This window comes from Brevibacterium permense (genome assembly GCF_025506275.1).
GTDB classification, from domain to species: domain Bacteria; phylum Actinomycetota; class Actinomycetes; order Actinomycetales; family Brevibacteriaceae; genus Brevibacterium; species Brevibacterium permense_A.
On sequence record NZ_QYCP01000093.1, the window covers coordinates 133134 to 157720 of the forward strand.

General features: G+C 62.0%; 24 protein-coding genes. 19 read left to right on the plus strand and 5 right to left on the minus strand.

Features of this window, described 5'->3' with window-relative positions; translation table 11 throughout:
• The first annotated feature begins 280 nt into the window (after nt 1–280).
• From D3I60_RS14680 to D3I60_RS14710, 7 genes are all read left to right on the plus strand, one after another.
• The gene (locus D3I60_RS14680; RefSeq protein ID WP_262777034.1) at nt 281–2785 is read left to right on the plus strand and encodes a hypothetical protein; all 2505 of its coding nucleotides are present in this window, start codon (nt 281–283) and stop codon (nt 2783–2785) included.
• A 49-nt stretch (nt 2786–2834) separates the two neighbouring features.
• Nucleotides 2835–3821, plus strand: coding sequence for a dipeptidase (locus D3I60_RS14685; RefSeq protein ID WP_262777036.1), 987 nt, complete (start codon nt 2835–2837; stop codon nt 3819–3821).
• 12 nt (nt 3822–3833) lie between these two features.
• A complete protein-coding gene (locus D3I60_RS14690; RefSeq protein ID WP_276584647.1) occupies nt 3834–4646 on the plus strand; it encodes an amino acid ABC transporter ATP-binding protein in 813 nt (270 codons plus the stop codon).
• Nucleotides 4647–4674: 28 nt separating this feature from the next.
• Complete coding sequence (locus D3I60_RS14695) at nt 4675–5292, plus strand: amino acid ABC transporter permease (RefSeq protein ID WP_262777038.1); 618 nt, start codon at nt 4675–4677, stop codon at nt 5290–5292.
• Complete coding sequence (locus D3I60_RS14700; protein WP_262777039.1) at nt 5289–6017, plus strand: amino acid ABC transporter permease; 729 nt, start codon at nt 5289–5291, stop codon at nt 6015–6017. Before D3I60_RS14695 ends, D3I60_RS14700 begins: the two co-directional genes overlap by 4 nt.
• Before the next feature lie 48 nt (nt 6018–6065).
• Nucleotides 6066–6920 carry a substrate-binding periplasmic protein gene (locus D3I60_RS14705; RefSeq protein ID WP_262777041.1) on the plus strand — a complete coding sequence of 285 codons (855 nt, stop codon included), beginning with the start codon at nt 6066–6068 and terminating at the stop codon, nt 6918–6920.
• A 73-nt stretch (nt 6921–6993) separates the two neighbouring features.
• Nucleotides 6994–7695: an IclR family transcriptional regulator gene (locus D3I60_RS14710; protein ID WP_262777043.1), complete on the plus strand. Its 702-nt coding sequence runs from the start codon at nt 6994–6996 to the stop codon at nt 7693–7695.
• Nucleotides 7696–7922: 227 nt separating this feature from the next.
• On the opposite strand, the gene D3I60_RS14715 is transcribed toward D3I60_RS14710, so the two are convergent.
• Complete coding sequence (locus D3I60_RS14715) at nt 7923–9179, minus strand: DUF3500 domain-containing protein (protein ID WP_262777045.1); 1257 nt, start codon at nt 9177–9179, stop codon at nt 7923–7925.
• Nucleotides 9176–9931: a FadR/GntR family transcriptional regulator gene (locus D3I60_RS14720; protein ID WP_262777046.1), complete on the minus strand. Its 756-nt coding sequence runs from the start codon at nt 9929–9931 to the stop codon at nt 9176–9178. Before D3I60_RS14720 ends, D3I60_RS14715 begins: the two co-directional genes overlap by 4 nt.
• 62 nt (nt 9932–9993) lie before the next feature.
• Between D3I60_RS14720 and D3I60_RS14725 the strand changes: the two genes are divergently transcribed.
• The 6 genes from D3I60_RS14725 (at nt 9994) to D3I60_RS14750 (ending at nt 16386) form a co-directional block, all read left to right on the plus strand.
• The gene (locus D3I60_RS14725) at nt 9994–10848 is read left to right on the plus strand and encodes a fumarylacetoacetate hydrolase family protein (RefSeq protein ID WP_262777048.1); all 855 of its coding nucleotides are present in this window, start codon (nt 9994–9996) and stop codon (nt 10846–10848) included.
• Between the two features lie 57 nt (nt 10849–10905).
• Nucleotides 10906–12147 (plus strand): MFS transporter, encoded by a 1242-nt coding sequence (locus D3I60_RS14730; protein WP_262777050.1) that lies wholly within the window; start codon nt 10906–10908, stop codon nt 12145–12147.
• A complete protein-coding gene (locus D3I60_RS14735) occupies nt 12144–13940 on the plus strand; it encodes an FAD-dependent monooxygenase (RefSeq protein ID WP_262777052.1) in 1797 nt (598 codons plus the stop codon). The genes D3I60_RS14730 and D3I60_RS14735 overlap by 4 nt, the downstream gene beginning before the upstream one ends.
• Nucleotides 13937–14914, plus strand: coding sequence for an alpha/beta hydrolase (locus D3I60_RS14740; protein ID WP_262777054.1), 978 nt, complete (start codon nt 13937–13939; stop codon nt 14912–14914). The genes D3I60_RS14735 and D3I60_RS14740 overlap by 4 nt, the downstream gene beginning before the upstream one ends.
• A gap of 48 nt (nt 14915–14962) precedes the next feature.
• Nucleotides 14963–16057 (plus strand): cupin domain-containing protein, encoded by a 1095-nt coding sequence (locus D3I60_RS14745; protein ID WP_262777056.1) that lies wholly within the window; start codon nt 14963–14965, stop codon nt 16055–16057.
• A gap of 86 nt (nt 16058–16143) precedes the next feature.
• Entirely contained in the window at nt 16144–16386 is a 243-nt protein-coding gene (locus D3I60_RS14750) for an alpha-L-rhamnosidase N-terminal domain-containing protein (protein ID WP_262777058.1), read from the plus strand.
• An 11-nt stretch (nt 16387–16397) separates the two neighbouring features.
• Here the strand turns inward: D3I60_RS14750 and D3I60_RS14755 are convergent, their stop codons facing one another.
• A complete protein-coding gene (locus D3I60_RS14755; protein WP_262777060.1) occupies nt 16398–17330 on the minus strand; it encodes a diacylglycerol/lipid kinase family protein in 933 nt (310 codons plus the stop codon).
• A gap of 158 nt (nt 17331–17488) precedes the next feature.
• Here D3I60_RS14755 and D3I60_RS14760 point away from each other — a divergent pair, with 158 nt between their 5' ends.
• Nucleotides 17489–17968, plus strand: coding sequence for a hypothetical protein (locus D3I60_RS14760; RefSeq protein ID WP_262777061.1), 480 nt, complete (start codon nt 17489–17491; stop codon nt 17966–17968).
• A 640-nt stretch (nt 17969–18608) separates the two neighbouring features.
• Here the strand turns inward: D3I60_RS14760 and D3I60_RS14765 are convergent.
• Nucleotides 18609–19040, minus strand: a complete 432-nt coding sequence (locus D3I60_RS14765; protein ID WP_262777237.1) for an Hsp20/alpha crystallin family protein — start codon at nt 19038–19040, stop codon at nt 18609–18611.
• Nucleotides 19041–19176: 136 nt separating this feature from the next.
• Here D3I60_RS14765 and D3I60_RS14770 point away from each other — a divergent pair, with 136 nt between their 5' ends.
• Both D3I60_RS14770 and D3I60_RS14775 read left to right on the plus strand, forming a co-directional pair.
• Nucleotides 19177–19458 carry a MerR family transcriptional regulator gene (locus D3I60_RS14770; protein ID WP_262777238.1) on the plus strand — a complete coding sequence of 94 codons (282 nt, stop codon included), beginning with the start codon at nt 19177–19179 and terminating at the stop codon, nt 19456–19458.
• Nucleotides 19455–19670 (plus strand): hypothetical protein, encoded by a 216-nt coding sequence (locus D3I60_RS14775; RefSeq protein WP_262777063.1) that lies wholly within the window; start codon nt 19455–19457, stop codon nt 19668–19670. Before D3I60_RS14770 ends, D3I60_RS14775 begins: the two co-directional genes overlap by 4 nt.
• A 460-nt stretch (nt 19671–20130) precedes the next feature.
• On the opposite strand, the gene D3I60_RS14780 is transcribed toward D3I60_RS14775, so the two are convergent.
• Nucleotides 20131–21525 (minus strand): cation:dicarboxylate symporter family transporter, encoded by a 1395-nt coding sequence (locus D3I60_RS14780; protein WP_440588579.1) that lies wholly within the window; start codon nt 21523–21525, stop codon nt 20131–20133.
• Nucleotides 21526–21732: 207 nt separating this feature from the next.
• Here D3I60_RS14780 and D3I60_RS14785 point away from each other — a divergent pair, with 207 nt between their 5' ends.
• From D3I60_RS14785 to D3I60_RS14795, 3 genes are read left to right on the plus strand one after another with little or no spacing between them, the layout of a single operon-like run.
• Entirely contained in the window at nt 21733–22161 is a 429-nt protein-coding gene (locus D3I60_RS14785; protein ID WP_262777064.1) for a hypothetical protein, read from the plus strand.
• Nucleotides 22161–23894 (plus strand): sensor histidine kinase, encoded by a 1734-nt coding sequence (locus D3I60_RS14790; RefSeq protein WP_262777066.1) that lies wholly within the window; start codon nt 22161–22163, stop codon nt 23892–23894. Before D3I60_RS14785 ends, D3I60_RS14790 begins: the two co-directional genes overlap by 1 nt.
• Nucleotides 23884–24585, plus strand: a complete 702-nt coding sequence (locus tag D3I60_RS14795) for a response regulator (protein ID WP_262777068.1) — start codon at nt 23884–23886, stop codon at nt 24583–24585. The genes D3I60_RS14790 and D3I60_RS14795 overlap by 11 nt, the downstream gene beginning before the upstream one ends.
• Nucleotides 24586–24587: the final 2 nt, after the last annotated feature.

Here is a 24587-nt window from a genome sequence, read left to right on the forward strand (position 1 = left end):
GAGAGCCACGGTTGTCATCGGGCGAGAGCGCGACCGTCTGGGTCAGGGTGCAACTCGAAAAAGTTGTCATCAGGCTCTGGTCAGCGAGGACCCTTCTTTGCTAATCTCAAAATACGTCAACACAAAATTTATGTACGTCAATTAATAATTGACAATAGCGAAGGGTAAGTGCACCGTGGCACAGACTGATTCGACAATTTCTTTCGACCCGCACGCAGTGATGGATCCCCGCAATCTCGGGGCAATGCAGCCGAATCGGCTCTCTGCATCGCGGAGCTTCATGGCGAAGATGATTCGAGAGAAATGGACCATTGAGAGAGAACTCTTCGAACTCGATGCACGGGGCAATGGGCAGATCCGCTATGCCGTGACAACTCCCGGAGGTCCGCTCACATTCATCGCCTTCCTTCAGGAACCACAAGGCAATAACCGAACCGGTCGAATCATAGGAACCAGTTGGGACATGATCGGAGCCCTTCTGGATGGAGTGGCGACGTCAGAGCAGGTGCGTGCCACTCGGGAAGAGATTCCTCGACTCTACGAAGGCCGTGCGACTCCGAACACTCTCGTGTGGTTTCGGTCGAATCAGAGCCTGCGGATATTCGGAGAGGTACGCAATGCGCTTTCGGAAGGGAGGCAACCGGACGTCAAGGAGCTGCACAAGGTCGGTTACCTCATGCGCAATACCGGCTTGGACGGTAACGGAACGTTCGGAACGATCCCGTTCGCCGCAATCCCCAAAGGGCACCCTTTGGCGACGTCCTATCACGCGCAGATGCTCTCCGCGTACCTCATGCGCGAACTCTCCGTCGACCTTGTGGAAGAGCTGGCACGGATCGATTCGCCGAATATGGCAGTGAGGTTGGACAAGGAGGTGAAGAGGACCCTGGGAGTCGGCAACGGCTCGGCGCTCGGCCTGGCCATGCTGTTCTATAACCGGCCGGTTCTCGTCAATTCTTATATCGCAGCCTATCTCGACGTTTTGGCGCATATACTCGAGGACCCGGAGGCGAGCACCCCGGAGAAGCTCTCCTTGCTTGAAGACCACCTCAACAGGACGATCCGATATAGGGCTTTCCTGCCTACTTCATATCGATTTTTCACCAGCAATATGGAGATGGTGGCTGATCTGCGACGCATCCGCGCTAAGGTTCGGGCAGGTGTGCGCGGCGACATCAGCCTCGCGGCTGGAAAGACGGTGCTTGGCACGATTCATTCAGAAGCCGCGACACAGGTAAGCAGCGAAGCTCTGCATTCATTTAATGCACTAATCATGGAGCTCGACTCCGACTACTGTGACGAGATCGCTCAAACCAGCCTGACTTTCGACGAGCGCCTGGAATTGGATCCGCAGATGACGCTCAAGGAGGTCCTGGGATTCCTCGAAGGACCATTTCGGTGGGCATTGGAGATACCGCTCAATGACGAGGACGACCGGGATCGGGTGTGGTACCAGTCTCGAGCCGCCGAAGAGCCGCGATCCGGACCGCGAGAGGAGGTTCCGTACGCGCATGAGCTCGTCCAGAGTTATCCCGACCAAGTACGTGCGCTCAGAGGTGCGATCGAGGAAGTCGACGATGTTTTGACCACGACGATCGGCGCTCTCGTCGCTGACCGGCCGGAACTCGAATACATCGCCCGGCTGGTTGTGGCACTGGCCGACAAGCCCTATGCCACGGCCCACGCCGATCCTCACGACTCGGACTTCGTGCCGGTCTGGGTGATCCGCTTCATCAACTCCTTCATTCACGGTCTGGATCGCACCGAAGACCACATGGGCAGGGATGTGCGTGGGCTGATTTTCGAGGGCGCACCATATCGGGACGAAATCGCTGATGCCGATCCAGCCACTTGGTGGTGGTCGTACTCAAAGCCCGCCGCTGCTTCTGGCCGTTCCTCTGCTACCCAGCCTCCTTCGCCGAGCGCGATCACTACCCCGATCACGGCGCATGGGGCTGATGCGTCTGCACAGACGGCACCTGGTGCGACGGTCGTCCTCACTCCGACACAGTCGCCTATCTCGCCGCCATGTGAACATGCGACAGAAGCGATCGGATTCAAATATCGTGAAATGCGACTGATGGCCGGACGTGCTTATCAGGCGCTCAACCTACCTTTCGGTGCATGGCACGGTGCCCGAGAGTTCTTCAACACGGCGCTAGTCGCCGATCTTCGGACAGCGACTGCCTTCGGAGAGCTCCTGATTCGGGACGTTGATTCGGACACGGGGCAGGCTGGACCGTGGCGCGCTCCGTGCAGCGAGGACGGCGACGACAGCCTCATCATCGACAACCACGGTCAGAGCCTGCTGGTCACCGGCCACGTACTCGTCAACCTCCTCGGAGCACATGCGAATCGACGAGGTCGACGTTTCATCATCCGTAATGCACAGACCGACCATGCACTTCCGGGTTTGCGACTTGAGCTGCACCGCTATGGGGTCGAACTCCACATCGAGGCGACCGCCGGTGAGGTGACCGGCATTGTCCGACTCGGTGACTCCCCGCAGAACTCTCGGCAGGAATATCGCACAGCCATGGACGAGTACTTCACGAACGGGCGGACGATCGAAGCTGAAGCTTTCTGGAAAATTTACTATCGGGGCAACGCCGGTCTCGATGTTGACACGCCGATTTCACGCCAGCACACCGGAGGGACCGTCCTCGACGTCATCCGTCCTGGAGAACGAATTACCAAGCAATTCACCAGCGAAGAGCTCCATCTGCTCACGGACCCAGATGAACTCGACAACCAGAACCTCGTCCACTTCATCGCTACCAACTGACCGAATGGTTGCACCGCTGCAACCGAACGCTACTCACAAAGGACACGAAATGCTCTACGTCGACAGCCTGCTCTGCACCCCACTCGAGAAGGAGAAGCCTGACCATCGCCCGGCTTTGGAAGAGATCGCGACCGGAGGAGTCGGCTGCGCCACAGTCACCGTGGGCTTCTGGGAGGACGCGACCGAATCGATGGACCAGATCGTCCGCTGGCAGCACATGGCTGAGGACAATTCTGATCTCGTCGAGATCGCCTACACAGCCAGTGACATCGAGCGAATCGCAGAATCTGGGCGCTGCGCCATTCTCCTCGGTTTCCAGAATGTGGCCTTCCTCCAGGGGCGCCTCGGCTATGTCGAACTCTTCGCCCGAATGGGGACCCGGGTTGGGCAGCTGACTTACAATATTCAGTCCGATATCGGCGGATCCTGCTATGAGCCTCGCGACTCGGGGCTCTCCCGCTACGGAAAGTACGTGGTTCGAGAGATGAACCGATGCGGAATGGTCGTGGACCTATCCCATGTCGGCAACATAACGACCATGGACGCTATACGACACTCCGCGGAGCCAGTTGCCATCACGCATTCGAATCCGGCTGAGTTGGCGCCGCACCCGCGGAACAAGCCCAACGACGTCCTCGATGCGCTCAAGGACAACGGTGGAGTCATCGGGCTCTCCGTGTATCGCAATATCGTCGGCGAGTATACGACGCCGGAGAAGTGGTCGGAGCTCGTGGCATGGACGGTCGACCGGATCGGCATAGACCACGTCGGCATCGGAACCGATTTCGACCAGACGGGCGGGATGGCTTATCTCGAATGGATGCGTCAGGGCCGGTGGGCAAGGGAAATCCAATACGGAGCAGGTTCGAAAGCCAACTCCGGTCCGCAGCCACGTCTGGGGTGGTTCGACGACCCCTCGCAGTTCCCCAACGCGGAGAAGTGCCTGCGCGACCGTGGATTCGCTGACGTCGAGGTCGCGAAGATCATGGGCGGCAATTGGCTGGACTTCTACCGCCGCACGTTCAAGTCACTCTGAGAGGACCGACGCATGACCATCACACAGCCGTCAACTCACATGACCAATACTCTCGAAGGGTCGTCTGCCATGACCAGACCATTCGTCTCAGCGCTGGCGCCGAGCAAGCAGTTCGGCGAACACCGAGCCGTCGACAACGTCTCGCTTGATGTAACTAAAGGTGAAGTCGTCTCAATCATCGGCCCCTCAGGTGCTGGAAAGTCAAGTCTGATCAGATGCCTCAACCTCCTCGAGTCTCCTGATGCCGGAAGCCTGAGTATCGGTGATACGACCATCGACTTTGACAGCGGCAAACCAGGCAAGGCACAAGTCACCCGATTGCGCCGCTTCACCGGGATGGTATTCCAATCATTCAATCTCTTTCCTCACTTCACTGCTCTGAAGAACGTCGCGCTTCCACAGATGCGCGTGCATCGGCGGTCTCGAGCGGAAGCCGAAGAGCGGGCAATGGAAGAACTCCGCCGAGTCGGTCTCGAGGCCAAAGCGGGTGCATATCCGACTCAGTGCTCGGGCGGTCAGCAGCAGCGGATCGCCATCGCGCGAGCACTTGCCATGGATCCGGAGCTGATGCTCTTTGACGAGCCGACATCGGGCCTCGATCCCGAGATCGGTGCAGAGATCCTTCAGGTGATGAGGAAACTGGCCGCCGACGATATGACGATGCTCATCGTCACCCACGAAATGGAATTCGCGCGGCAGGTCTCCAACCAGATCGCCGTGATGGTCGATGGCGCAGTGATCGAACAGGGCAACCCTGAGAAGATCATGTCCGACCCCGAACAGGAGCGAACGAACCGATTCCTGTCAGCCGTCCTGGGGCGCTGATATGGGGGAGATCATAGCGTATATCGCCATGGGCACCGGGTGGACGGCGGTCATGACCTTTGGGTCGGCGGCGATCGGAATAGTCCTCGGTCTGCCGATGCTTGCTCTGGCTCAGAGTAGGTTCAGCGTGCTCCGCGGAATTTACCACGCCATTGTCCATGTCGTCCGTGGAGTGCCGACCATCGTCTGGCTCTTTATCGCCTTCTTCGGAGTCGGTCAGCTCGGCCTCACCCTTTCTCCCGTGGCTGCTTCCCTTCTGGTGCTGTCGATCATTGCTGCGGCATACATGGCTGAGATCTATCGCGGAGGAATCCAGGCCGTACCGGCGGGTCAATGGGAGGCCGCCAACGCGCTCAATCTCGATCGGTTCTCGACTCTGCGCTTCATTATCGGGCCGCAGCTTTTCAGAGCAGTCAGTCCGTCCGTCGCTACTCAAATCATCGGGCTTCTCAAGGATTCGGCTCTGGTATCTACGATCGGCGTCGCTGATCTCGTATTCCGGGCCGGCATCATGACCCAGTACAACGCGCATGGTCTCTACATGTTCGGAATCGCGGGTTTGATCTACCTGGCTTTGAGTCTGCCGATCGCGGCGTTCTCACGTTCCATCCACGCCCACATCACGAGGAGGTATGCCCTCGCATGAGCGATTTCTCCTGGCTCTACGACTGGCCGCAGTTCATTCCGGATCTCCTGCCGGGGCTCGGCGTCGCCATTATGCTCACATTGTTCTCGTGCCTCGGTGGTTACATTCTGGGGTTTTTCCTTGCGCTCGGGGTCGAATCGCATCTGAAAATCCTGCACTATGCCGCCCTGGTCATCGTTGAACTCGGTCGAGGCGTTCCGATCCTGGTGCTGCTCTTCCTCGTCTATCAGGGACTGCCCCAGCTGGGAATGATGCTTGATCCCAATCCGGCGGCATTAGCGGCACTGATGTTCTCAGCTGCTGGGTACTCCTCGGAGATGATTCGTGCCGGCCTCAACTCCGTGGCAGCCGGTCAGGCCGAGGCGGCGAATTCTCTATCAATGTCACCGGCGGACACTTATCGTTTCATCATCATTCCGCAAGCTGCTCGAATCTCGATTCCGCCCCTGGTCAATCTGACGATCATCATCTTCCAGGCCACATCTTTGGCCACTGTCATCACGGTGCCTGAAATTATGCAGCATGCCGGAGTGATCGGCGCGGCCACGTTCGAATACATGTCTGTGTACACGGCAGCAGCAGTGCTGTACCTGTGCATTACCATTCCCGGGGCGGTCCTCAGCGGTTATCTGGAGAAGACGATGGGACAGAAAAAGCGTTCGAAGCGTAAGGCTGTGAAAGCTCTGCTCTCAAAGAGTCCGACGCAATCTGCCACCGTCGCCTGACGCGTTCTAATCAATATCTCAACAATCACTATCGACAAGGGAGTCGCAATGAAGAAGAATCTACTGGCTACTACGGCAACCGCCTTGCTGCTCGCCCTGAGCGGATGTGGCGGGACGCCCCCCGGCGCACCACAGTCCGTAGCTGAAGACTGCACCCCACGAGACGAGGGACTGAAGACGCTCAAAGAGGGTTTTCTGACAGTTGCTCAGTATGAGTATGTGCCGTTCTCGATGTCGAATTCGCCCGGTAGTCTCAGCGGACTCGAGGGGGACGTGCTCACAAAGTTCTCAGAACTAGAGTGTCTCACTCTCGAAATCAACAAGGGCGATTCCCCTGCGATGATCACCTCAGTGGCGACGGGGCGGGCAGACACGACGCTTGGTTCGTGGTATCGGACGCAGGAACGCGCAGAGAAGGTGCGACTTTCCGCCCCGGTAGTCACCTCGCCGCTTTCGTCGGTCACTGAAGAGGGGATCGACAACTTCGATGATCTCAAGGATCTGGAGATCGGCGTGGGGCAAGGCTTGATCGGAGTCGACGATATGAAGAAGGTCTTCGGAGGTCAACTGAAGATCTATCAGAATGACGACGCTGTATTCGATGACATCGCCGCGGGTCGAATCGACGGGTCAGTCCAGGGATACATAGCAGGTACACAATATCTTAAGAAGCACGAAATCGAAGGATTTACAGTCACGCCGCTGAAGCCGGACGAGCGAGTGCAAGCTACCAGCGAAGCGGGTCAGACCAACTTTCCAGTCAACAAAGACAATGAAGAACTTGGTAAGGCTCTCGACGGTGTGATCAAGGAGATGCGTGAGTCGGGTGAGCTCGATGAGATTGCGAAGAAGTATGATCTCGATCCCCAGGTAATGCATCCAGGCGAACCGAATCTTCTGTGATTGCGAGCGCGCTGTGCACTGACAAGTTGCGTTTTAGAGCGCCACGCTCAAACTAAAGGAATAATGAGGTGGTATGAGCCTGCAGTCCGTGAGCAAAACGATACTTGTATTGGAAACATTTCTAACCTTCCCCGACGGCTTGGCCAGCGTGTCACAGCTCGCCAGAAAGCTCGACTGGTCTAGGGCCGCGACCCACCAGTATGTCTCAACTCTGGCTGAGGTCGGCTGGCTGGTCCAGAACGAGAAACGAGACTACCAGCTGTCTCCCAGAGCTGCGCTGTTCGGTCGGTTCGCCATTGAGTACTCGGGAGTTCCTCATCAGGTCAGTCAGGCGATGACAGAACTGGTCGACACGCTCAACGAACCGATCTCCTACGCGGTGCTCAATGGCAATGAAGCGATCATCATCGAAAGGCTTGAACCCAAACGACCTTTCTCAATGACCGCGGAGCCCCATTTGGAGCTGAGAACTTCGGCGTCCGGCATGGTGCTGTTGGCATTCGACGCGCACTTGGACAGGAACAGATTCGCTGAGATGGCCGAAACGTTCGACAAGGTTCGTGCGCAAGGATACGCCCAATCCCATTCAGAATGGCTCGGTGACGTAGTCGATGTCGTCGCCGTACCGATCATGTCACGAGGGGAGTGCCTCGGCGCGCTGAGCGTGATCGCGCCCGACGGTCGTTTGGACATACCAAGAGCACGGAAGGAGCTCCTCGCTGCACGAGCGCGTATCGAAACGGCGATCGGCGCCACTCAGGCATCTCCTGTGTGACCCCATCGCTCAGCATGGAGGTGAAGAATCTGCGGTTTAGGCCAAAGGCCGAAGTGCTCGGCATCGCCTCCGCAGGCTCCCTAGACTACGTGTAGTGCGGGGGTCGCAGCAGTCCACGAGCAGTTGAGTGGTCGATTCTACGGTCTCCGTATTCCCACTACGGTGGTGTGCGGTACGTCGGCATCGCTGTTCCGACGGACTGGCCTTCTCTTGCGCCTATCTCTTTCTCAGTTATTTCGACGCTGCCACTGGCGGACCCAGGCGCGGCCGTAGTCGTTGCCGTTGGGCACGCGCATGAGCGTGTGCACATGGAAGCGCTGGGGGACGTCGTAGTCGAGGAACACTCCGCAGTGGTGGTCGAGTTCGATGATGAGTACCGGTGACTGGAATCGGTAGTAGAACACATCTCCCGACTCGGTCCCACCGATCCAACAGAAATACGACTCGTTCAGATGTTCCCTGACTTCGCGCACCTTCGCGCGACGCGGCCCCTCAGGCAGGATGTTGAGGAAGGTCGCGACGAGGTCGACGACCGCCTCCTGCGCCCGCGCATCCAACGTGGCCACCTGCACCCCCTCGTAGGGGATGACCCGATTGTCCTGAAACGCCCCGGCCAGATGGCGCTCATCGCCGGGATGGATTCGCCCTTCGGACATCGCAGGATCGACGATCTCGTCGTAGATGACCGCCTCGGCGCGCTGATTCTCGCTCATGCACGCCATGAGGTCGGTGCCGGCGTCGACGCGATCGTCGAAGGATCGCAGGCCCGCGTGCGGCCCCGCGTCGATTTCGTTCGGCTCAGCGCCGTGAAACACCGGGGCTATCGTCATCCGTCCTTCGACGACGAGGCAGTTGACGGCGCAATGATGTCCATAGAGCTGCCATCCCCAGGGAGCCCTGACATCGGGAGTGCCGTAGACGGCGAAGTTGTATGAGAACTCCCCGAGGATGTTCTCCAGACCCACGACCTCGCCGAGGAATCCGTTGATGAGCATCATCGAGTGGGTGAGTTCGAAGCCCTCCTTGCTCAAGCTCGCCCGGACGAGGTCCAACGCGGCCTGCCGCACCGCCTCCGAGGTGAACTCGAGCCGCAGGCCGGTGTCGAACTGCATGAACTCGGGATTGGCCCAGGTCTGCCATTCGACCGCATCGACCGGGTAACGCAGCTTTTCCACCTCATCTGCGGAGCAGGCGGCGAACAGCGCCTCGACGGCTGTGAGCATGCCCTCGACAGGTGCTTCCTCGCCCGGCTCCGCAGGCGTTAACGGGTACAGTCCTTCAACGATCTGCCCGTCCGAGGTGATTCCGGCGAAGTCGTTGAGGTAGAGCGGTTCCCATCCGGCGATCAGACCTCCGGTGAACGTGCCCGGGGCCTTGGCGACCTCACGGTATTCGTAGGCATCGAGACCTTTCAGGTCCTCGATGCGCGGGTGTCCCGGCGGATACATGAACTGCCGAAACGGGGTGGGGTTCTCATCGGTCATCTTGGTCTCTCCTCCGTCACTCGGCTGCTCGAGGAAGCGTGGGCGGCGACGGCCGCGCGCACGGCCTCGAGGTCACCCGAGGCGATGGCGGCCACGAGGTCCTCGTGCACCTGCAGGCGGGTGCCCCAGTAGCTCGCGTCGACCTCGCCGTCCTGCTCGGCGTGAGCACCTGAGAGAAACCCCAGAGTGCTTTCGTAGACAGGGCGGGCCATCGAATTCGGACAGATCGCCGCGATGGTCGCATGCAGCTTCCAGTTGCTCTGCATGAAGTCATCCCACGTCTGAGCCGCACGCATCTCGGCGAGGACCGCCTCGATCTCCCGGCAATCGGCCGCGGAGCGATGGATCGCGGCCTTCACTGCGATGAGCTCCTCAAGCGATTCGCGCAGTTCGATGGCATCCGCGGCTGAAGCCGGATCACCCTCGACGCGCATGAGCGTATGCCGCAGTCGCACGATCGGGGTCGTCTTCGCCACAAAGAGACCTCCGCCTCGACCGGGCCTGACGACGAGGACACCGCGATCACGGAGGAGCTTGACCGCCTCGCTCACGGTGGTCCGAGCCAACCCGGTCTCTTCGCGAATCGTTTCGAGTGTGCCGAAGAAATCGCCGGCTTCCAACTCGCGTTCACGGATGGCGTCGCGGATCGATTCAGCCAAGTGTTCCCCGCGCGACAGTGGACGGGAACGGCTGCCTGAATGAGGGAGAAGAGCCTCGGCGGAGTTCTGGACATCGTCGGTGATCTGTGCCATGGTTCTATTTAACCATACAAAACATACATATGTTTAAGCTCTTTACCCTGCGAGGAGACGCAATGAAGCTCATCGGACTGGAAGCCCCCGACCACACGACGTTCGTGGCTGACCGAGTGTCTGCGACCGAAGCGCGTGTGATCGCGGAACTCCGCGAATTCTGGTCCGATGCCGATGCGCACATCGCGGCGACAGGCGAGGCCGAGCGCGGAGGCACCGGTGAGACCGTCGCCATCGCCGACTACCAGGTCGTTCCGCCCGTCCTGCCCGAGGCCCGAGTCATCTGCATCGGGCTGAACTACCGCGCCCACCATGCCGAGGGTAGCTTCAAGGAAGAAGCCTTCCCGGAGCACCCGACGCTCTTCGCGCGCTGGACCCGCAGCCTCAGCGTCGACGGCGCCGAAATCCCGGTGCCCGCCAACGAGCGCGGCCTCGACTGGGAAGGTGAGATCGTCGCGTACGTCGGCGCCACCCTCGCCGACGCCGATGAGGACGAGGCCCAGGAGGCGATCGTCGGCTATTCGACGTTCAACGACGTCACCTCCCGCATCGCACAGAAGCTCACCTCGCAGTGGATCCTCGGGAAGAACGGTGACAACTCGGGTCCGCTCGGCCCGATCATCCCTGCCTCCGAAGTCGGCAGCCTTGCCGACGGACTGCGCGTGCAGACACGAGTCAACGGTGCGACCGTCCAGGACGGCAACACATCAGACATCGTCTACTCGCCCGCCTCGACACTGTCCCTCATTTCGCGCACTTTCACTCTGCAGCCCGGCGACCTCCTGGCCACAGGCACCCCCGAAGGAGTCGGTTACACGCGAGAACCAGAATGGCTCCTCCAGCCCGGCGACACCGTTGAAGTCGAGGTCGACAAGCTCGGCACCCTGCGTAACCGCATCATCGCGCGTTCGAACTGAGCTCGCGGCATTCTCCATCCATCCTGTTCCAGACCACCACTTCAAAGGCGAAGATCAATGACACAGCTGCGAACCCCCACCTGGGCGATCCTCCTCATCTGCTGGACCGCGCTCCTCTGCGATGGCTACGACCTCTACGTCTACGGTGCCACCCTGCCCGGTTTCCTCGGCAACCCCGACTGGGGTGTGACGAAGAGCCTCGCCGGCACTGTCGGCAGCGTCGCACTCATCGGCATGCTGATCGGATCCCTTGCGGCCGGAACGCTGACCGACAGGCTCGGCCGGCGACGGCTGCTGATGACCTCGCTCGGCATCTTCAGCCTCGGGATGATTCTGTGCGCCGTTGCCCCGAACTTCACGGTCTTCGCGGTCTTCCGGTTCATCACGTGCATCGGAGTCGGCGGGGTCCTGCCCACCGCTGTGGCCATCGCGAATGAGTCCGCGCCCAAGGGCAAGGTCTCACTCGCCGTCGGAGCGGTGCTCACCGGACCGCCGGTGGGTTCGCTCGTGGGGGCGCTGACGGCCACCGCGCTCGTCGTCGACCACGGTGTGCGCCCGGTCTACGCTCTCGGCGGACTCTCACTCATCCTGCTGCTCGCAGTGTGGCGGTGGCTGCCCGAATCCGAAGTATTCCTCGCAGCAAAGGCCGCACCAGCGACCGCTGGTCATGTCCGCGCCTCCGGGGTCTCGCGACTGTTCACCGCCCGTCAGCTCGTCCCGACGCTGCTGTTCTGGACCGTGTGTGCGATCAGCATGCTCACGATGTTCGGGATCACGACGTGGCTGCCAGTCATCATGCAGGGTGCTGGATTCGCCGCACAGTCCTCGATCGCGTTCCTGTCGATCTACTCGCTGGGCTGCATCATCGGAACCGTGGTCATCGCCTGGATCGCACAGCAGTCGGCCCCGAAATACATGGTCATCCTCGGCTTCTCGACTGCGGCACTGTCGCTGTTGGCAGTGTCGATGACGGAGAACCACCTCCTGCTCTTCGCCGCGATCTTCTTCGCCGGCGTCGGGGGAATGGGGACTCAGAACATGATCAACGATCACATCGCCCAGTACTATCCACCAGAGGTCCGTGCCACCGGGCTCGGTTGGGCGCTCGCCGCCGGCCGCCTCGGCGCCATCGTCGGGCCCACCTATGGTGCAGTCGCCGCCACCCTCGGCGGTTCACCGGGAGCAGCGGCCATGTGGTTCGCAATCCCCGCCGTGCTCGGCGCAGTTGCAGCCATCGCCATGCCGCTGCGTGACAGCACCGCAACCGCCACCAAGCCCACTGAAGGAGTTTCTGCGTGACCATCGCTCAAGGCCTCGACGCGGTCCCCGATCGAACGACCGTCGCCATCGCCGGCGGCGGACCGAGCGGGACGTATCTGGCCCTGCGTCTGGCGAGGGCCGGCATCGATTCGGTCGTCATCGAGCCGCGAATCGAGGTCGACCAGCTGCGCCCGCGTGCCAAGACCACGAACGCGCGAACCATGTCGCTGCTGGCCGGCATCGGGTTGGCCGAAAGAGTCCGTGAAACGGCCGCGCTGCCTGTCTCCTATTCCCAAGACGTCATTTTCTGCACGAGTTTGAGAGGCCACGAACTCAGACGCTTCCACCAGGCGTTCCAACTCATCGACGGCGACTACGGGCTCTCCCCGGAATGCGGCCAGCAGATCCCCCAACCTCAGGTCGAGCAGGTGCTGCGCGAGGCGGCGGCGCAGAGCGAACACATCACCTTCGTGACCGGAGTGCGCGCACTGAATGCGGATCCGTCGGCCTCAACTGTCAGTGTGGCTTCGGCTGCCGCTGATGACGGTGCCGGAGATGATCCCGACACAGTCGAACTGGCGGCGAAGTGGATCATCGGTGCCGACGGTGGGACATCGCGCGTGCGCAAATCGCTCGGCATCGCCTTCCAGGGGACGAGCGCTCCGCGCCCGAACTTCAACGTCGTCTTCACCTCGTCGAGGTTGCGCAAGCAGGTGAGCATCGACCCGGCCGTGCAGTGGTGGATCGTCAACGAGAGCACCTCGGGGATGATCGGCGAACTCGACCGTGACGGCACATGGTGGGCCATCCTGCAGGGCTGTGAACCGATGGATGACCCCGCCGAGGTGGCTGCAGCGATCCGGACGATGGCAGGCGTCGGTCCCGATGTCGACATCGAGGTGCTCGCGACCGATTCGTGGACTGCGCGGATGCTGCTCGCCGATTCGTACGGGGGCCGGGAGAGCGACGGTCGTATCTTCCTCGTCGGAGATGCGGCGCATCTCAATCCGCCGTGGGGCGGCCATGGTTTCAACACCTGCATCTCCGATGCGGAGAACCTCGCGTGGAAGCTCATCGCCGTCCATGAAGGGTGGGCGAGCTCGAGTCTCCTCGACAGCTACGAAGAGGAACGTCGTCCAGTGGCGGCTCGGATGATCGCCGATGCCGCGGCGAACGGCAAAGCCCTCGCCTACGACTTCGTCGACCCGCAGCTCGATGAGGCCGGTGACCAGGGCGATGAGGTGCGATCACGGGTCCGCGGAGCCCTGGCCGTCAAGGCCAGTGAGTTCCACTCCGAAGGGCTTGTGCTCGGATACGAATACGCCGGGACCTCCCGCGTCGCGCCCGGCCCCACGCCCTTCGTCGATGCCGTCGAATACCGGCCGCAGGCTCTGCCCGGATGTCTGCTTCCGCACTTTCGCCTGACCAGCGGAGCGAGCGTGTACCCCGAAGCGCGCGGTTTCACTGTTTTCGTCACCGGCGATGCTGCCGCACACCTCACCACTGAAGTACTCGAGCGCACGGCCAGAGAGGGCTCGATCCCGCTGCGGGTCGTCCGTTTGTCGGGACCAGATGCAGAGGCAGCGCGTGAGCACTGGGGTGAGGACCTGGTGCTCGTGAGGCCCGATCTCCATATTGCAGCCACTGCGTCGGCCTCGGCGAAGAAGGACGGTGGGCACGGCGACGGTGTGGGTGACGATGTAACATCACCGGATGCCGTTCTCGCCGCGGCACTGCTGACGGCGGTCGGGACGTCGACGACAGGAGACCGATCGAGCAGATCGGACGACTCAGCGCCGGGAGGCGCGGACCAACATAGGGAGGTCTCATGACCCACACCATCGCATTCGACCCGACCCATCCCGAGCTGCTCCTCGACCTCGCCGTTCCCATCGGCCGGCCACCGGAGACGGGATGGCCCGTCATCGTCTGGGTCCATGGAGGCGGGTGGCGCCTGCAGGATCGCACGGCCCGTCCCGATTTCTCCCGGCACTTCTGTTCCGCCGGGTTCGCGATGGTCTCCATCGACTATCGTCTCGCACCAGAGCATCCCCATCCGGCCCAAGTCCTCGACCTGCGTCAAGCGCTCCGCTGGTTGCGCAGACATGCGAACGACTACAGTCTCGACAGCGAGTCGATCGGTCTGTGGGGCTCCTCAGCAGGGTCGCACATCGCCGCGTTCACGGCTCTGAGCGCTCACACACCAAGGCTGCCAGGGGAGACTGTTCCCGCCGATGACGAGAAGCTGAGCACCGAGGTGGCTTGCGTCGTCGACGGCTACGGTCCCACCGACATCGCCGCTCTGCTGCCGGGACTCCCCGAAGCCGAACCGGGGACCCCCGCGGAGCCGGGGCCGGGTGAACGACGCGCGGCCACTCCCGAGGAGGACCTCCTCGGCGGACTTCCTCCCACCGTTTCAGCATACGAGGATCTGCGTGAGCGCGCCCGCGAGGCGAGCCCTGTGCTCCTCGACGTCAGCGGCCCGCCGCCCTTCTTCATCCTGCATGGAACCGCGGACACCGCGGTTCCCGCTGATCAGTCGCGGAGCCTCCACGAATATCTGAGTGCACGCGGCGGTGAGTCCCTGCTCTACCTCATCGAGGGCTTCGGCCATGGGTTCTTCAACCCGGGAGAAGTGCTCGAGCTCGGTCCCGGCATCCGACTCGACAACGGCCGTCTCGAGGCCGAACCCGAGACTCCCTTCACTGCCGACAACCGCGGCAGCTTCGACCCGGTTGGACGTCACCCGTCCTTCACGCTCGTCCGTGACTTCTTCACCCACCACCTCTGCGTCCGCAGGCGCTGACCGGCTATGACACCGAACCCACGTTCCACCTCTGATGAAAGGCCGACAATGACCACAGCATTCGATTGGGAGAGCATCCAGAAGACCGCTCTGCTGCGTGATGAACTTCCCGGGGAACTCGCCCCATTCGCACTGTCTTCGGGGGAAGGCCTGCGTCACCACCTCGGCGACTGGCACGTGACGACGATGGCGAGGCATGCGGACACCGGTGGGGAGTTCTCGCTGTACCGGATCGCTCTTCCCGGCGGATCGAACTCTCCGTTTCTGTCGGTGCCGGGGCACTCGTTCGTTCACGTCGTCGAAGGCGAGGTGACGGTGACCTTCGACGGACGGTCCCATCGCCTCATCGGCGGGGATTCAGGGTCGATCCCTGCAGGGACCCGGTTCTCAATCGCCGGCGGGGCCGCGTTCAACTCGCTCTTCCTCTACTCCACCGAGGACTGGCTGCACCGCCTGGCCGGTGACGCCGGGGAAGAGACGGGGGCGCATATCTTCTCCAGGCGACCCGCCTCGTCAGTCTCCGCGCTGCTCCGCAGCGAACTCGTCGATGGGTACGGGGTCACGATCCACGACGGCAGCGACATCTCGTCCGGTGCATCCTCCAGCGACGGATCATCGGTCGGCGGGACCGCTGCGACCCGCCCTGGCAATCATCTGCCCGACGGTGAGGTGCCTTTCGTCAATGCGGCCGGGCACGGCGACCGCTACGAGACCTTCGAACAGATGAACACCTACCCGGTGCGCGCCCGCAACACCGGGGGCCGGTTCTTCGCCATGGACACGAGGGGCGCCAAGACCCCCTACATTCCGCTGCACTTCCACCAGGAGCATTCGGAGAACTTCCTCTGCCTCGGCGGCCGGGTCAGACTCCATGCCAACGGCGAAGAGGTGGTCCTCGCCCCTGGCGACTTCCTCCATGCGCCGGCAGGGACGATCCACAGCTTCTCCCTTGCCGCGAACAACACGCACATGCTCGGCCTGCTCACGCCCCCGGTGTTCGAACCGTTCTTCGAGTACATGAACGACCCAACCGAGGAGTACGTCCACGTCGAGGGCGGAGAGCCGCACTTCCCGGCCGCAGGATTCGCGAAGGCCCAGGCAGAGCTCGACCTTGTGGTGGTCGGCCCTCCACCGGAGTCCTGACTCGGCCCCTGTGGCCCGGCGGGGCACTTGTTCGCCGAGTCCACCTTCTCGACGGCGCTGCTCGATACGTCTGATTGGACCGCGCAGTGGGCAGGGTCTACACACCCATAATCAACGGGCGCGTCTGCGACGACCAGGTTCTGGTCCCTGGTTATGACAGTTACGAGCATCGGATCAGCGTGCAGTGCTCGGATGTCACCGCACTGCTCCGCCCAGGTGAGAACGTCATCGGAGTCGCCCTTGCCGATGGTCGGTGGACAGGCAGGTTCGAGATCTCAGGCTCCAGCGCTCAGTTCGGCGACCGGACCTCCCCCGACCGTGCCCTGTAGTCTCTGCCGGACTAGCGCACTCGCAGCGCCGCGGGCTTGATCGTCACATCGATCCGGTTAGTTTCACCGACTTCGTCACCGTCAACCTCGACGATGCGCGGCTGCTCAAGCTCAATCGTCAATGAAGAAATCCGCTGATGTATCGCGCTCTCACTGCTCTGCGCAGACTCGTCCTTCGCCATCATCTTCCGCAGACCGTTATCCCACACCATGTTCTTCATCGTGTCGAGCCAACCGGCGACACCCTCTGCCTTGAGGATAAGGACATCCAGTTCACCATCGGTGGGATCGGCATCGGGAAGGAGAGTGATACCACCCTGCAACGTGCCGCAATTGCCGACGATGAGCGTATGCGCCGACTCGTGCCCGATCGGTTCACCTCCGCGTGACAGGTTGATCTCCATGACATCGCTGGCAGAGACGGCACGCCCAAGCGACTCAACATAGGCCAGCCATCCTGCCTTGTCCTTAAGGTCATCGTTGGTCTCTGTGATCATGTGGGCATCTATTCCGAACCCGGCCATGACGACGAAAGGCTCACGATTCATGCCCTGGGGAAGGGTGACCTCCACCCAGCCCATGTCGATTTCGCGTGCTGTGCCGTTGAAGGCGCGATCCATTGCCTCGCCCAAGCTGTTGAGCGGAACGTCGAGATTGCGGGCTAGGAGGTTCCCGGTCCCCAGCGGAACGATGCCGAGCTCGGCAGAGGAGCCGATCTCCGCGAGGTGACCAGCGATCGCACGGACTGTCCCGTCCCCTCCTGCCGCGATGATCACTTCAGCACCGGCATCGAGCGCGGCCTGCGTCGCTGATTTGCCGGGATCGTCTTCCTCAGTTTCGTGCCACGTGATATCGACGCCAGTCTGTGTCGGGAGCGCGGCCTCAAGGTCTGCCTTCTCGGTCTTGGACGGATTCCACACAATGCCGACCTGATTGGCATTCATTTCGGGTCCTCTCTTAGACGATGCTGCGGGTGGTGTTGCTTGGGCATCGGCTTCAGCCGTCGGCCTGTTCACAGGCTAGCGCAGTCGTGACCACGTCAGGCAGGCAGCCCGCTCTGATCCAGCCCAACCTCCAGCTACTTCCAAGGATGGAGGGCGCCATGATCACCTCCAGCGACCCGACCGGCCGTCTCGTCCGCCCTGCTCGGGGCGGACGGACTTCGATCACAGACGCTCACCAGGCTGACGGCTCTGCGACGGGATGCTCACCAACTGGCATTGCCGACGCACAGGCATTGGAGCCGAGAGCCTTTTCGGTATATAACACTGACATCAATCACGACGCCGTTGGACCGAAGCTAGGTGATGAGAAGTTGCGTTGGGAACAGACAGCGATAGAGACCGCTAAACAGGTTCATCCCGATCCCGAGTTTGATGTCCTGGGACACTCCTATTCGCTTTCGGTGTTGCGCGAGCACAAACGGGAAGCATTCGTCGATGGTGCACGATGGCAACGAAGCAGACTCGGAAGCGATGAGAGCGTCGAACGCGTCCGGGCGTACCTCCGCGACACTGTCGGCATAGACGTCGACGAAAATACTCCCCGCGAACTGGTCAAGGCGTTGCTTAAGGAGTCCTGAGGCGGTCAAGCGACACAGGCCGCTGGCCGGCCGAGGGTCGATAGCGGGATGATATCGCTTTGCCAATCAGTGCTCGAGCATGCCTGGGCCAGACAAGCAACAGTTTCTCCAAGAAGCTAACCAACACGGTCTCCTCATCTCTCATCTCAACCGAACATGGTCTGGCCCCGGGGGGGGACGCCCCGGGGCCAGAAGGGGAAGCCGTGGGCGGGCCCGCATCATTTCATCGTCATTGTGACGTCACTGCCGCGCATCTTGCGTCGAGCACACTGGTAGAAAGACTTGCGGGCGCGACCACACGGCTGCATATCTCAACCTGGGTGTGGAAACGTCTCACCTCCTTTCAACGATGATGTCAGCGCCTTTGAGCCGGGGAGGAGAACGCTGACAAGCGAGGATTCGGTGGGCGATGACCTGGGTTGCTGAGAGGCCGGGCGACCGGAACAGCTGCCGCGATTCGGAGTGCCTGACAACCCGGCACCTGCAATGACTCACGGCCTGCGGTCCATCACCTGTGTGGTGACTTGTGTCGAGGTCCCGCAGTTCGCGGTCGCTGAAAACGATCGCCCAGAACGCAGCATCGATACCCAGCTGAGCGTCTGGTGCACACGTCTGCATGGCAACACACCACCAGTTGTTGTCAGGCGCTGATGGCTGCCGGTTCAGCAGAGCCCGAGTTGATAGCGATCCTGCGGGGTTTCGCTGATTCCGCTACCGGGATGCTGAGCGTTAGTACGCCGGCGTCGTAGTTCGCCGTGATGGTGCTGGTATCGAGGTTGTCGCCGAGGACGAGCTGACGGCTGAAGGTCCCGCGGGGCCGTTCTGCCGCGACTGAAGACTCCCCATGGTCGAGGGCGGGCCGTTCAGCTTTGACGGTGACGACGTTGTTCTCCACGTCGAGGTCGATGTCGTCAGGATTGATTCCCGGTAGGTCGAGTTCGACGCGGAAAGTATCGCCGTCGCGCCAGGCGTCCATGGGCATCATCACCGGTCGGGCAGTTGTGCCGGTGGCTCCGAAGATTTCTCTGCTCAGGCGTTCGACTTCTCGGAATGGGTCAGTGCGCATCATGATCATTGGTGAAACCTCCTTTGCTGGATGGTGGATTCGTGCAGATGATATGATCTACATCATCTGATGGACATATTAATTAGTCGATCCGAATGCGAATGTCAATACTCAGTTAGGAAGAATTTTGGGAGATGAGGAGATGACGAGTGCGGCGTCTGGTGGGCGCTTGTTCTCGATTTCGCATGTTGCGGAGTTGACCGGTGTTGGTGTGCAGTCGTTGCGGCAATACGAGGCTCGTGGGCTGGTGACTCCTGCTCGGAGTGAAGGTGGGACGCGACGGTTCAGTCGCGCGGATATTGCTCGTCTGCGGCGTGTGCGCGAACTGGTTGACGTTGGCGCGAATCTCGCTAGCATCGGAATCATTCTCGATCTCCAGGATGAGAACACCTCGCTTCGGTACGAATTGAGGAGGATGCAATGATGACGAATGAAGCGCAGCCCGGCGTCGAGGTTCCTGAGCCGGACTGGAGCGAACAGCTCATCGACGTTGCAGCGCATATCGACGATGACGGTAACGAAGACACTGAGCCTCGCATGGGCGCAATTCGCGAAGCAGATGTGGGTGATGTTGCCGATCAAGCCATCGTTGTAGAGGTTGATGACGAGGACGGATACGAATCGACGCCGATCTGATGGCGATAGTCGTGCGGGATTGAAGCTGGAAGCTGCTGTGCTACTTCCTCCGGCCTTGCCGGCGTTCGAACACGAACCCTTCCGTCCATAACCGCCTGACCCGCTCCACAACGTCCGGGGCGTACCCGTTATACGGCATTCGTATTCACCAGTCCCTCGAGCACGGGAGAGGACTTGCCGACCGACCCGGTCTGGGCCGATAGGATTGCACCAGTGCCGAAAGTGCATATTGCTTCGCCCGCATGAAGGCAGTTCTGTGCGGCAAGTGCAGTCTGCTGATCGACGATCAGGCCGGCCGCCGGAGTCTCCGAAATCGATGATTCCAGCTACTTGCTTGAGCTGGCGATGGTCGCCCCCTTCCGCGGAATCTGCGCGTCGTCGAGAACACCACGGGTGCCGACGTCCTCACGATGAGGACATCGGCACCCGTGGTGATTGTCGTGCCGGAGCAGCCGAAAGGTCAGTTCACGGCGACCTTTTCGCCTTCAGCGGGGCGAGCCGCCTCGGCGCTGGTCGACGCACCGTGCGCATCCGGTTCGAGCGAGAGCTCGTCGAAGGGACTCTCACCCGAGAAGGTGGCGCGGGCCTGGTCGAGGTCGATCTCGTTCGTCCACTTGCCGATGAGCAGGGTGGCCACGGCATTGCCGGTGAAGTTCGTCAGGGCACGGCACTCGGACATGAACTTGTCGATGCCGACGATGACGCCCATGCCGTCGAGCAGCTCGGGGCGGTGCGACTGCAGACCGGCGGCCAGGGTGGCCAGGCCGGCACCGGTGACTCCGGCGGCGCCCTTCGAGGCGATGATCATGAACACGAGCAGCGAGATCTGCTCGGGGACCGACATCGGCATGCCCATGGCCGAGGACACGAACAGCGAGGCCATGGTCAGGTAGATGGCGGTGCCGTCCAGGTTGAACGAGTAGCCGGTGGGCACGGTGATTCCGACGACGGGCTTCGAAACACCGGCGTGCTCCATCTTCGCGATCAGACGCGGCAGAGCCGACTCCGACGACGAAGTGGAGAAGATGAGCAGGAACTCACGAGCCAGGTACTTCAGCAGCAGGAAGATGTTCAGCCCGGTGACGATCTTGAGCAGTCCGCCGAGGACGATGACGATGAAAAGGGCACAGGTGAGGTAGAAGGCGCCCATGAGGGTCGCCATCGCTCCGATCGCAGCCCAGCCCGTCTTGCCGACGACCGCAGCGATCGCACCGAAGGCACCGACGGGAGCGGCCCACATGATCATCATCATGAGCCTGAAGACCACGGCCTGGATGTGCTTGATGCCGTTGAGCACGGGCTCGCCGGCCTTGCCCATCGACTGCAGGGCGAAACCGACGAGGAGCGCGAGCACGAGTGTCGGCAGAACCGGGATGTCACCGGGGATGAGGCTCATGAGGAAGGCGACCATGCCGCCTTCCTCACCGCCGGAGGCCTCTTCATACGGCTGGAGGTGGAGTCCGTCGCCGGGGTGGATGAAGTTGCCGACGACGAGGCCGATGACCAGGGCGAAGGTCGCCATGACGAGGAAGTAGATGAGCGCGAGTCCGCCGACCTTGCCGACGGTCGCGGCCTTCGCCACGGAGCCGACGCCGAGGACGATGGTGCAGAAGATGACCGGGGCGATGATCATCTTGATGAGCGCCACGAAGGCCTTGCCCAGGGGTTCGAGGGCGATTCCCGCATCCGGGGCGACGAGCCCGATGGCCGCACCGGCGAACACGGCGACGATGACCATGATGTAGAGCCAGTGAGTGCGATCCTTCTTCCGCTGCGGGGTGTCCTGAGCGGTGGCCGCTGCGGTGGCGTTGCCCGCATTCGCGGACCCGCCTTGCTGCTGTGGCGACGTTGCCATGTTTCCTCCAAATGATGTTCGCGAACTCACCCGTCGGTGGGTGCGAACGCGCGCGACGACTGGCCGCGGTGGTGATGTACCCGACAACTGTGCCAGCCGGTGTGATCGGTGTCTCGGTTGCGTTCATAGTGTTCACAGACACAGTTGACGGCTAATGTGGAGGAGTAAGGACACACCAATGGTCACACCTGAAGAAGGAGCACGTTCGTGAAGATCAGCACCGCACTCCTGCGCGCAGTCCCCGGCGCTTTCATTCTCAACTCGGGCATCGGCAAGCTCGGCCTCGATGAGGAATCCGCCGCCGGCCTCCAGCAGATGGCCGCCAACGGTGTGCCCATGGTCGAGAACATGACCCCTGCCCAGTTCGGGAAGTTCCTGTCCTACGGAGAGATCGCCGTCGGCTCCGCCCTGCTGCTGCCGTTCGTGCCCACCCGCATCGCCGGTGCCGCACTGACGACCTTCGCCGCCGGCCTCGTCGCGAACTACTTCTCCATCGATTCGATGACCAAGGACGACGGCATCCGTCCGTCCGAGGACGGCACCGCTGTGGCCAAGGACACCTGGCTGGCTGCAATCGGCCTGGCCCTCCTCATCTCCGGCGGCAGCAAGAAGAAAAAGAAGAGCGTTAAGAAGTAATGACGTCCCTCCCGGTCCCACTACGGCGGGGCCGGGAACGGTTCCGGGCTCGCCGAGGCGGACCCCTGGCCAGGCGTCTCTTCCTCGTTCAGCTCGTCCTCATCGTCCTCGTCTGCACCGCCCTGTCGGTGACGAGCTACGTGACGACGCTGAACAACATCCGGCACGCCACCGGCGAGCGGGTCCTGTCCATCGCTGAGACCTTGGCCCACGATCCCTTTGTCACCGAGGCTGTGATCGGGGACGATCCCTCCGCACGATTGCAGCCCTATGCGCTGACCGTCATCGATTTCGCCGAGGTGGATTTCGTGACGATCATGGACCGCGACGGTACCCGCTACACCCACCCCGACCCCGAACAGCTGGGCAAGACCTACCTCGGGTCCACGGCGAAAGCCCGCGCCGGGCAGACCCAGACCGAGGAATACGTGGGCACGCTCGGACCGTCGGTTCGCGCGATCGTGCCGATCACGGACGCCGACGGCGAGGTCACCGCCATGGTCGCCGTCGGCGTGACACTCGAGACCCTGTCCGTGGCTCAGGCAGCCTCCCTGCCGCAGATCATCCTCGTCGGCCTCGCCGCGCTCGCTCTCGGCGGGCTCGGCTCGTGGCTGCTCGCCCGCTACCTGCGCCGAGTCACCCTCGGCTATGGTCCCGAGGAGCTGCGCCGGCTGTTCGCGTTCTACGATTCGGCCCTGCATTCCCTGCGCGAAGGCCTCATCCTCGCCGACGAAACCGGTCGGCTCGTCCTCTACAACGACGAGGCCGCGTCCCTGCTCGGCCTGCCCACGGTCGAGGAATCGACGCCGATCTCCCTCGCCGAGGTGGCCCTGCCCGAATCTGTTCGTGATCTTCTGGCGACCGGTCGGGTGGCCGTCGACGAAATCCACTTCACCGAGGATCGTGTCCTCGTCATCAGCCAGAAGCAGGCCCGGCAGCCGCGCGGCGGGAGGGACGAAGGCGGAACCGTCGCGACCCTGCGTGACCGCACGGACATCCAGGAGCTCACCGGGGAGTTGGCGACGATGACGACCCTGTCCGAGGCCCTGCGCGCCCAGACCCATGAGCATGCTAACCGTTTGCATACGGTCTCCACGCTCATCGAGCTGGGTCGGGTGCAGGAGGCGTTGGATTTCGCGGTCAAGGATGAGCAGGAGTCGCAGCGGCTGACGGATTCCTTCGTGGCCTCCCTCGACGAACCGTTCATCACCGCACTCATGATCGGCAAGGCCGCGCAGGCCCACGAGCGCGGAATCGAACTCACCGTCACCGCTGCCGGTGAGCTCCCTCCCGAACGACTCGATGCCCGCGACCTCGTCACCGTCGCCGGCAACCTCCTCGACAATGCCTTCGACGCGGTCGCGGACGCGGAAGAGAAGCACGTGTGGGCGGACTTCGTCGCCGCTGACGGGGAGCTCATCATCACTATCGCCGATTCCGGTGCCGGAGTTGCGGGGGAGGACATCGATGCGCTCTTCCACCTCGGCGCCTCGGCGAAACCCGCGGTCGGGGGAGACGGACGGCACGGATTCGGGCTCGTCTTGGTCCGGCAGGCGGTGAGCCGCCTCGGCGGACATATCGATGTCGATTCCGATGGCGGTGCGATCTTCACCGTGACGCTTCCACTGGGGGACATCGACGCGGCCGGCGACTACGATTCTTCGGAGAACCACACGACCGACGGCGAGGATTCGAGCCAGGATCGGGCGGAAGGAGACTCACGTGAGCGATGATGCCGCGCTGCGGGTGCTCATCGTCGAGGACGATCCGATGACGGCGCAGGCGCATGCGGACTTCGTGGCCCGGGTGCCCGGTTTCGAGGTCGTCGGAACGTGCCTGGGCGGGCATGAGGCGATCGAACGCTTCGACGAACTCGCCGCGGCGGGCACGCCGGTCGACATCGTCTTACTCGACATGAACCTCACGGATTCGCACGGTCTCGAGGTCGCAGGGCGGCTGAACTCGCGCGGTCAGGACGTCGACATCATCGCGATCACGGCGGTGCGGCATCTGCAGGTCATCCGGTCGGCGATCTCGTCGGGCATCACGCAGTACCTCATCAAGCCCTTCACCTTCGCGTCGTTCCGGGAAAAGTTGGAGAACCAGCGGGAGTTTCGGCGCGGACTCGCCGGGGCGGGGTCGTTGGCGACTCAGGCTTCGGTGGACAATGCGCTCTCAGCCCTGCGTTCGGTATCGTCGACGACTCTGCCGAAGGGGCTCATCGCCGAGACCCTGGAAGCCGTGTCCGCGTTCGTCCGCGATTCCACGGTTCCGGTCTCCGCCACCGAGGTGGGGCGTCGGCTTGATCTGTCCAGGGTCACCGTCCGCCGTTATCTCGAGCATCTCGTCTCGACGAAGCAGGCGATCAAGCAGCCCCGGCACGGGACTCCGGGGCGGCCGGAGTACGAGTATCGGTGGGTGTGAGC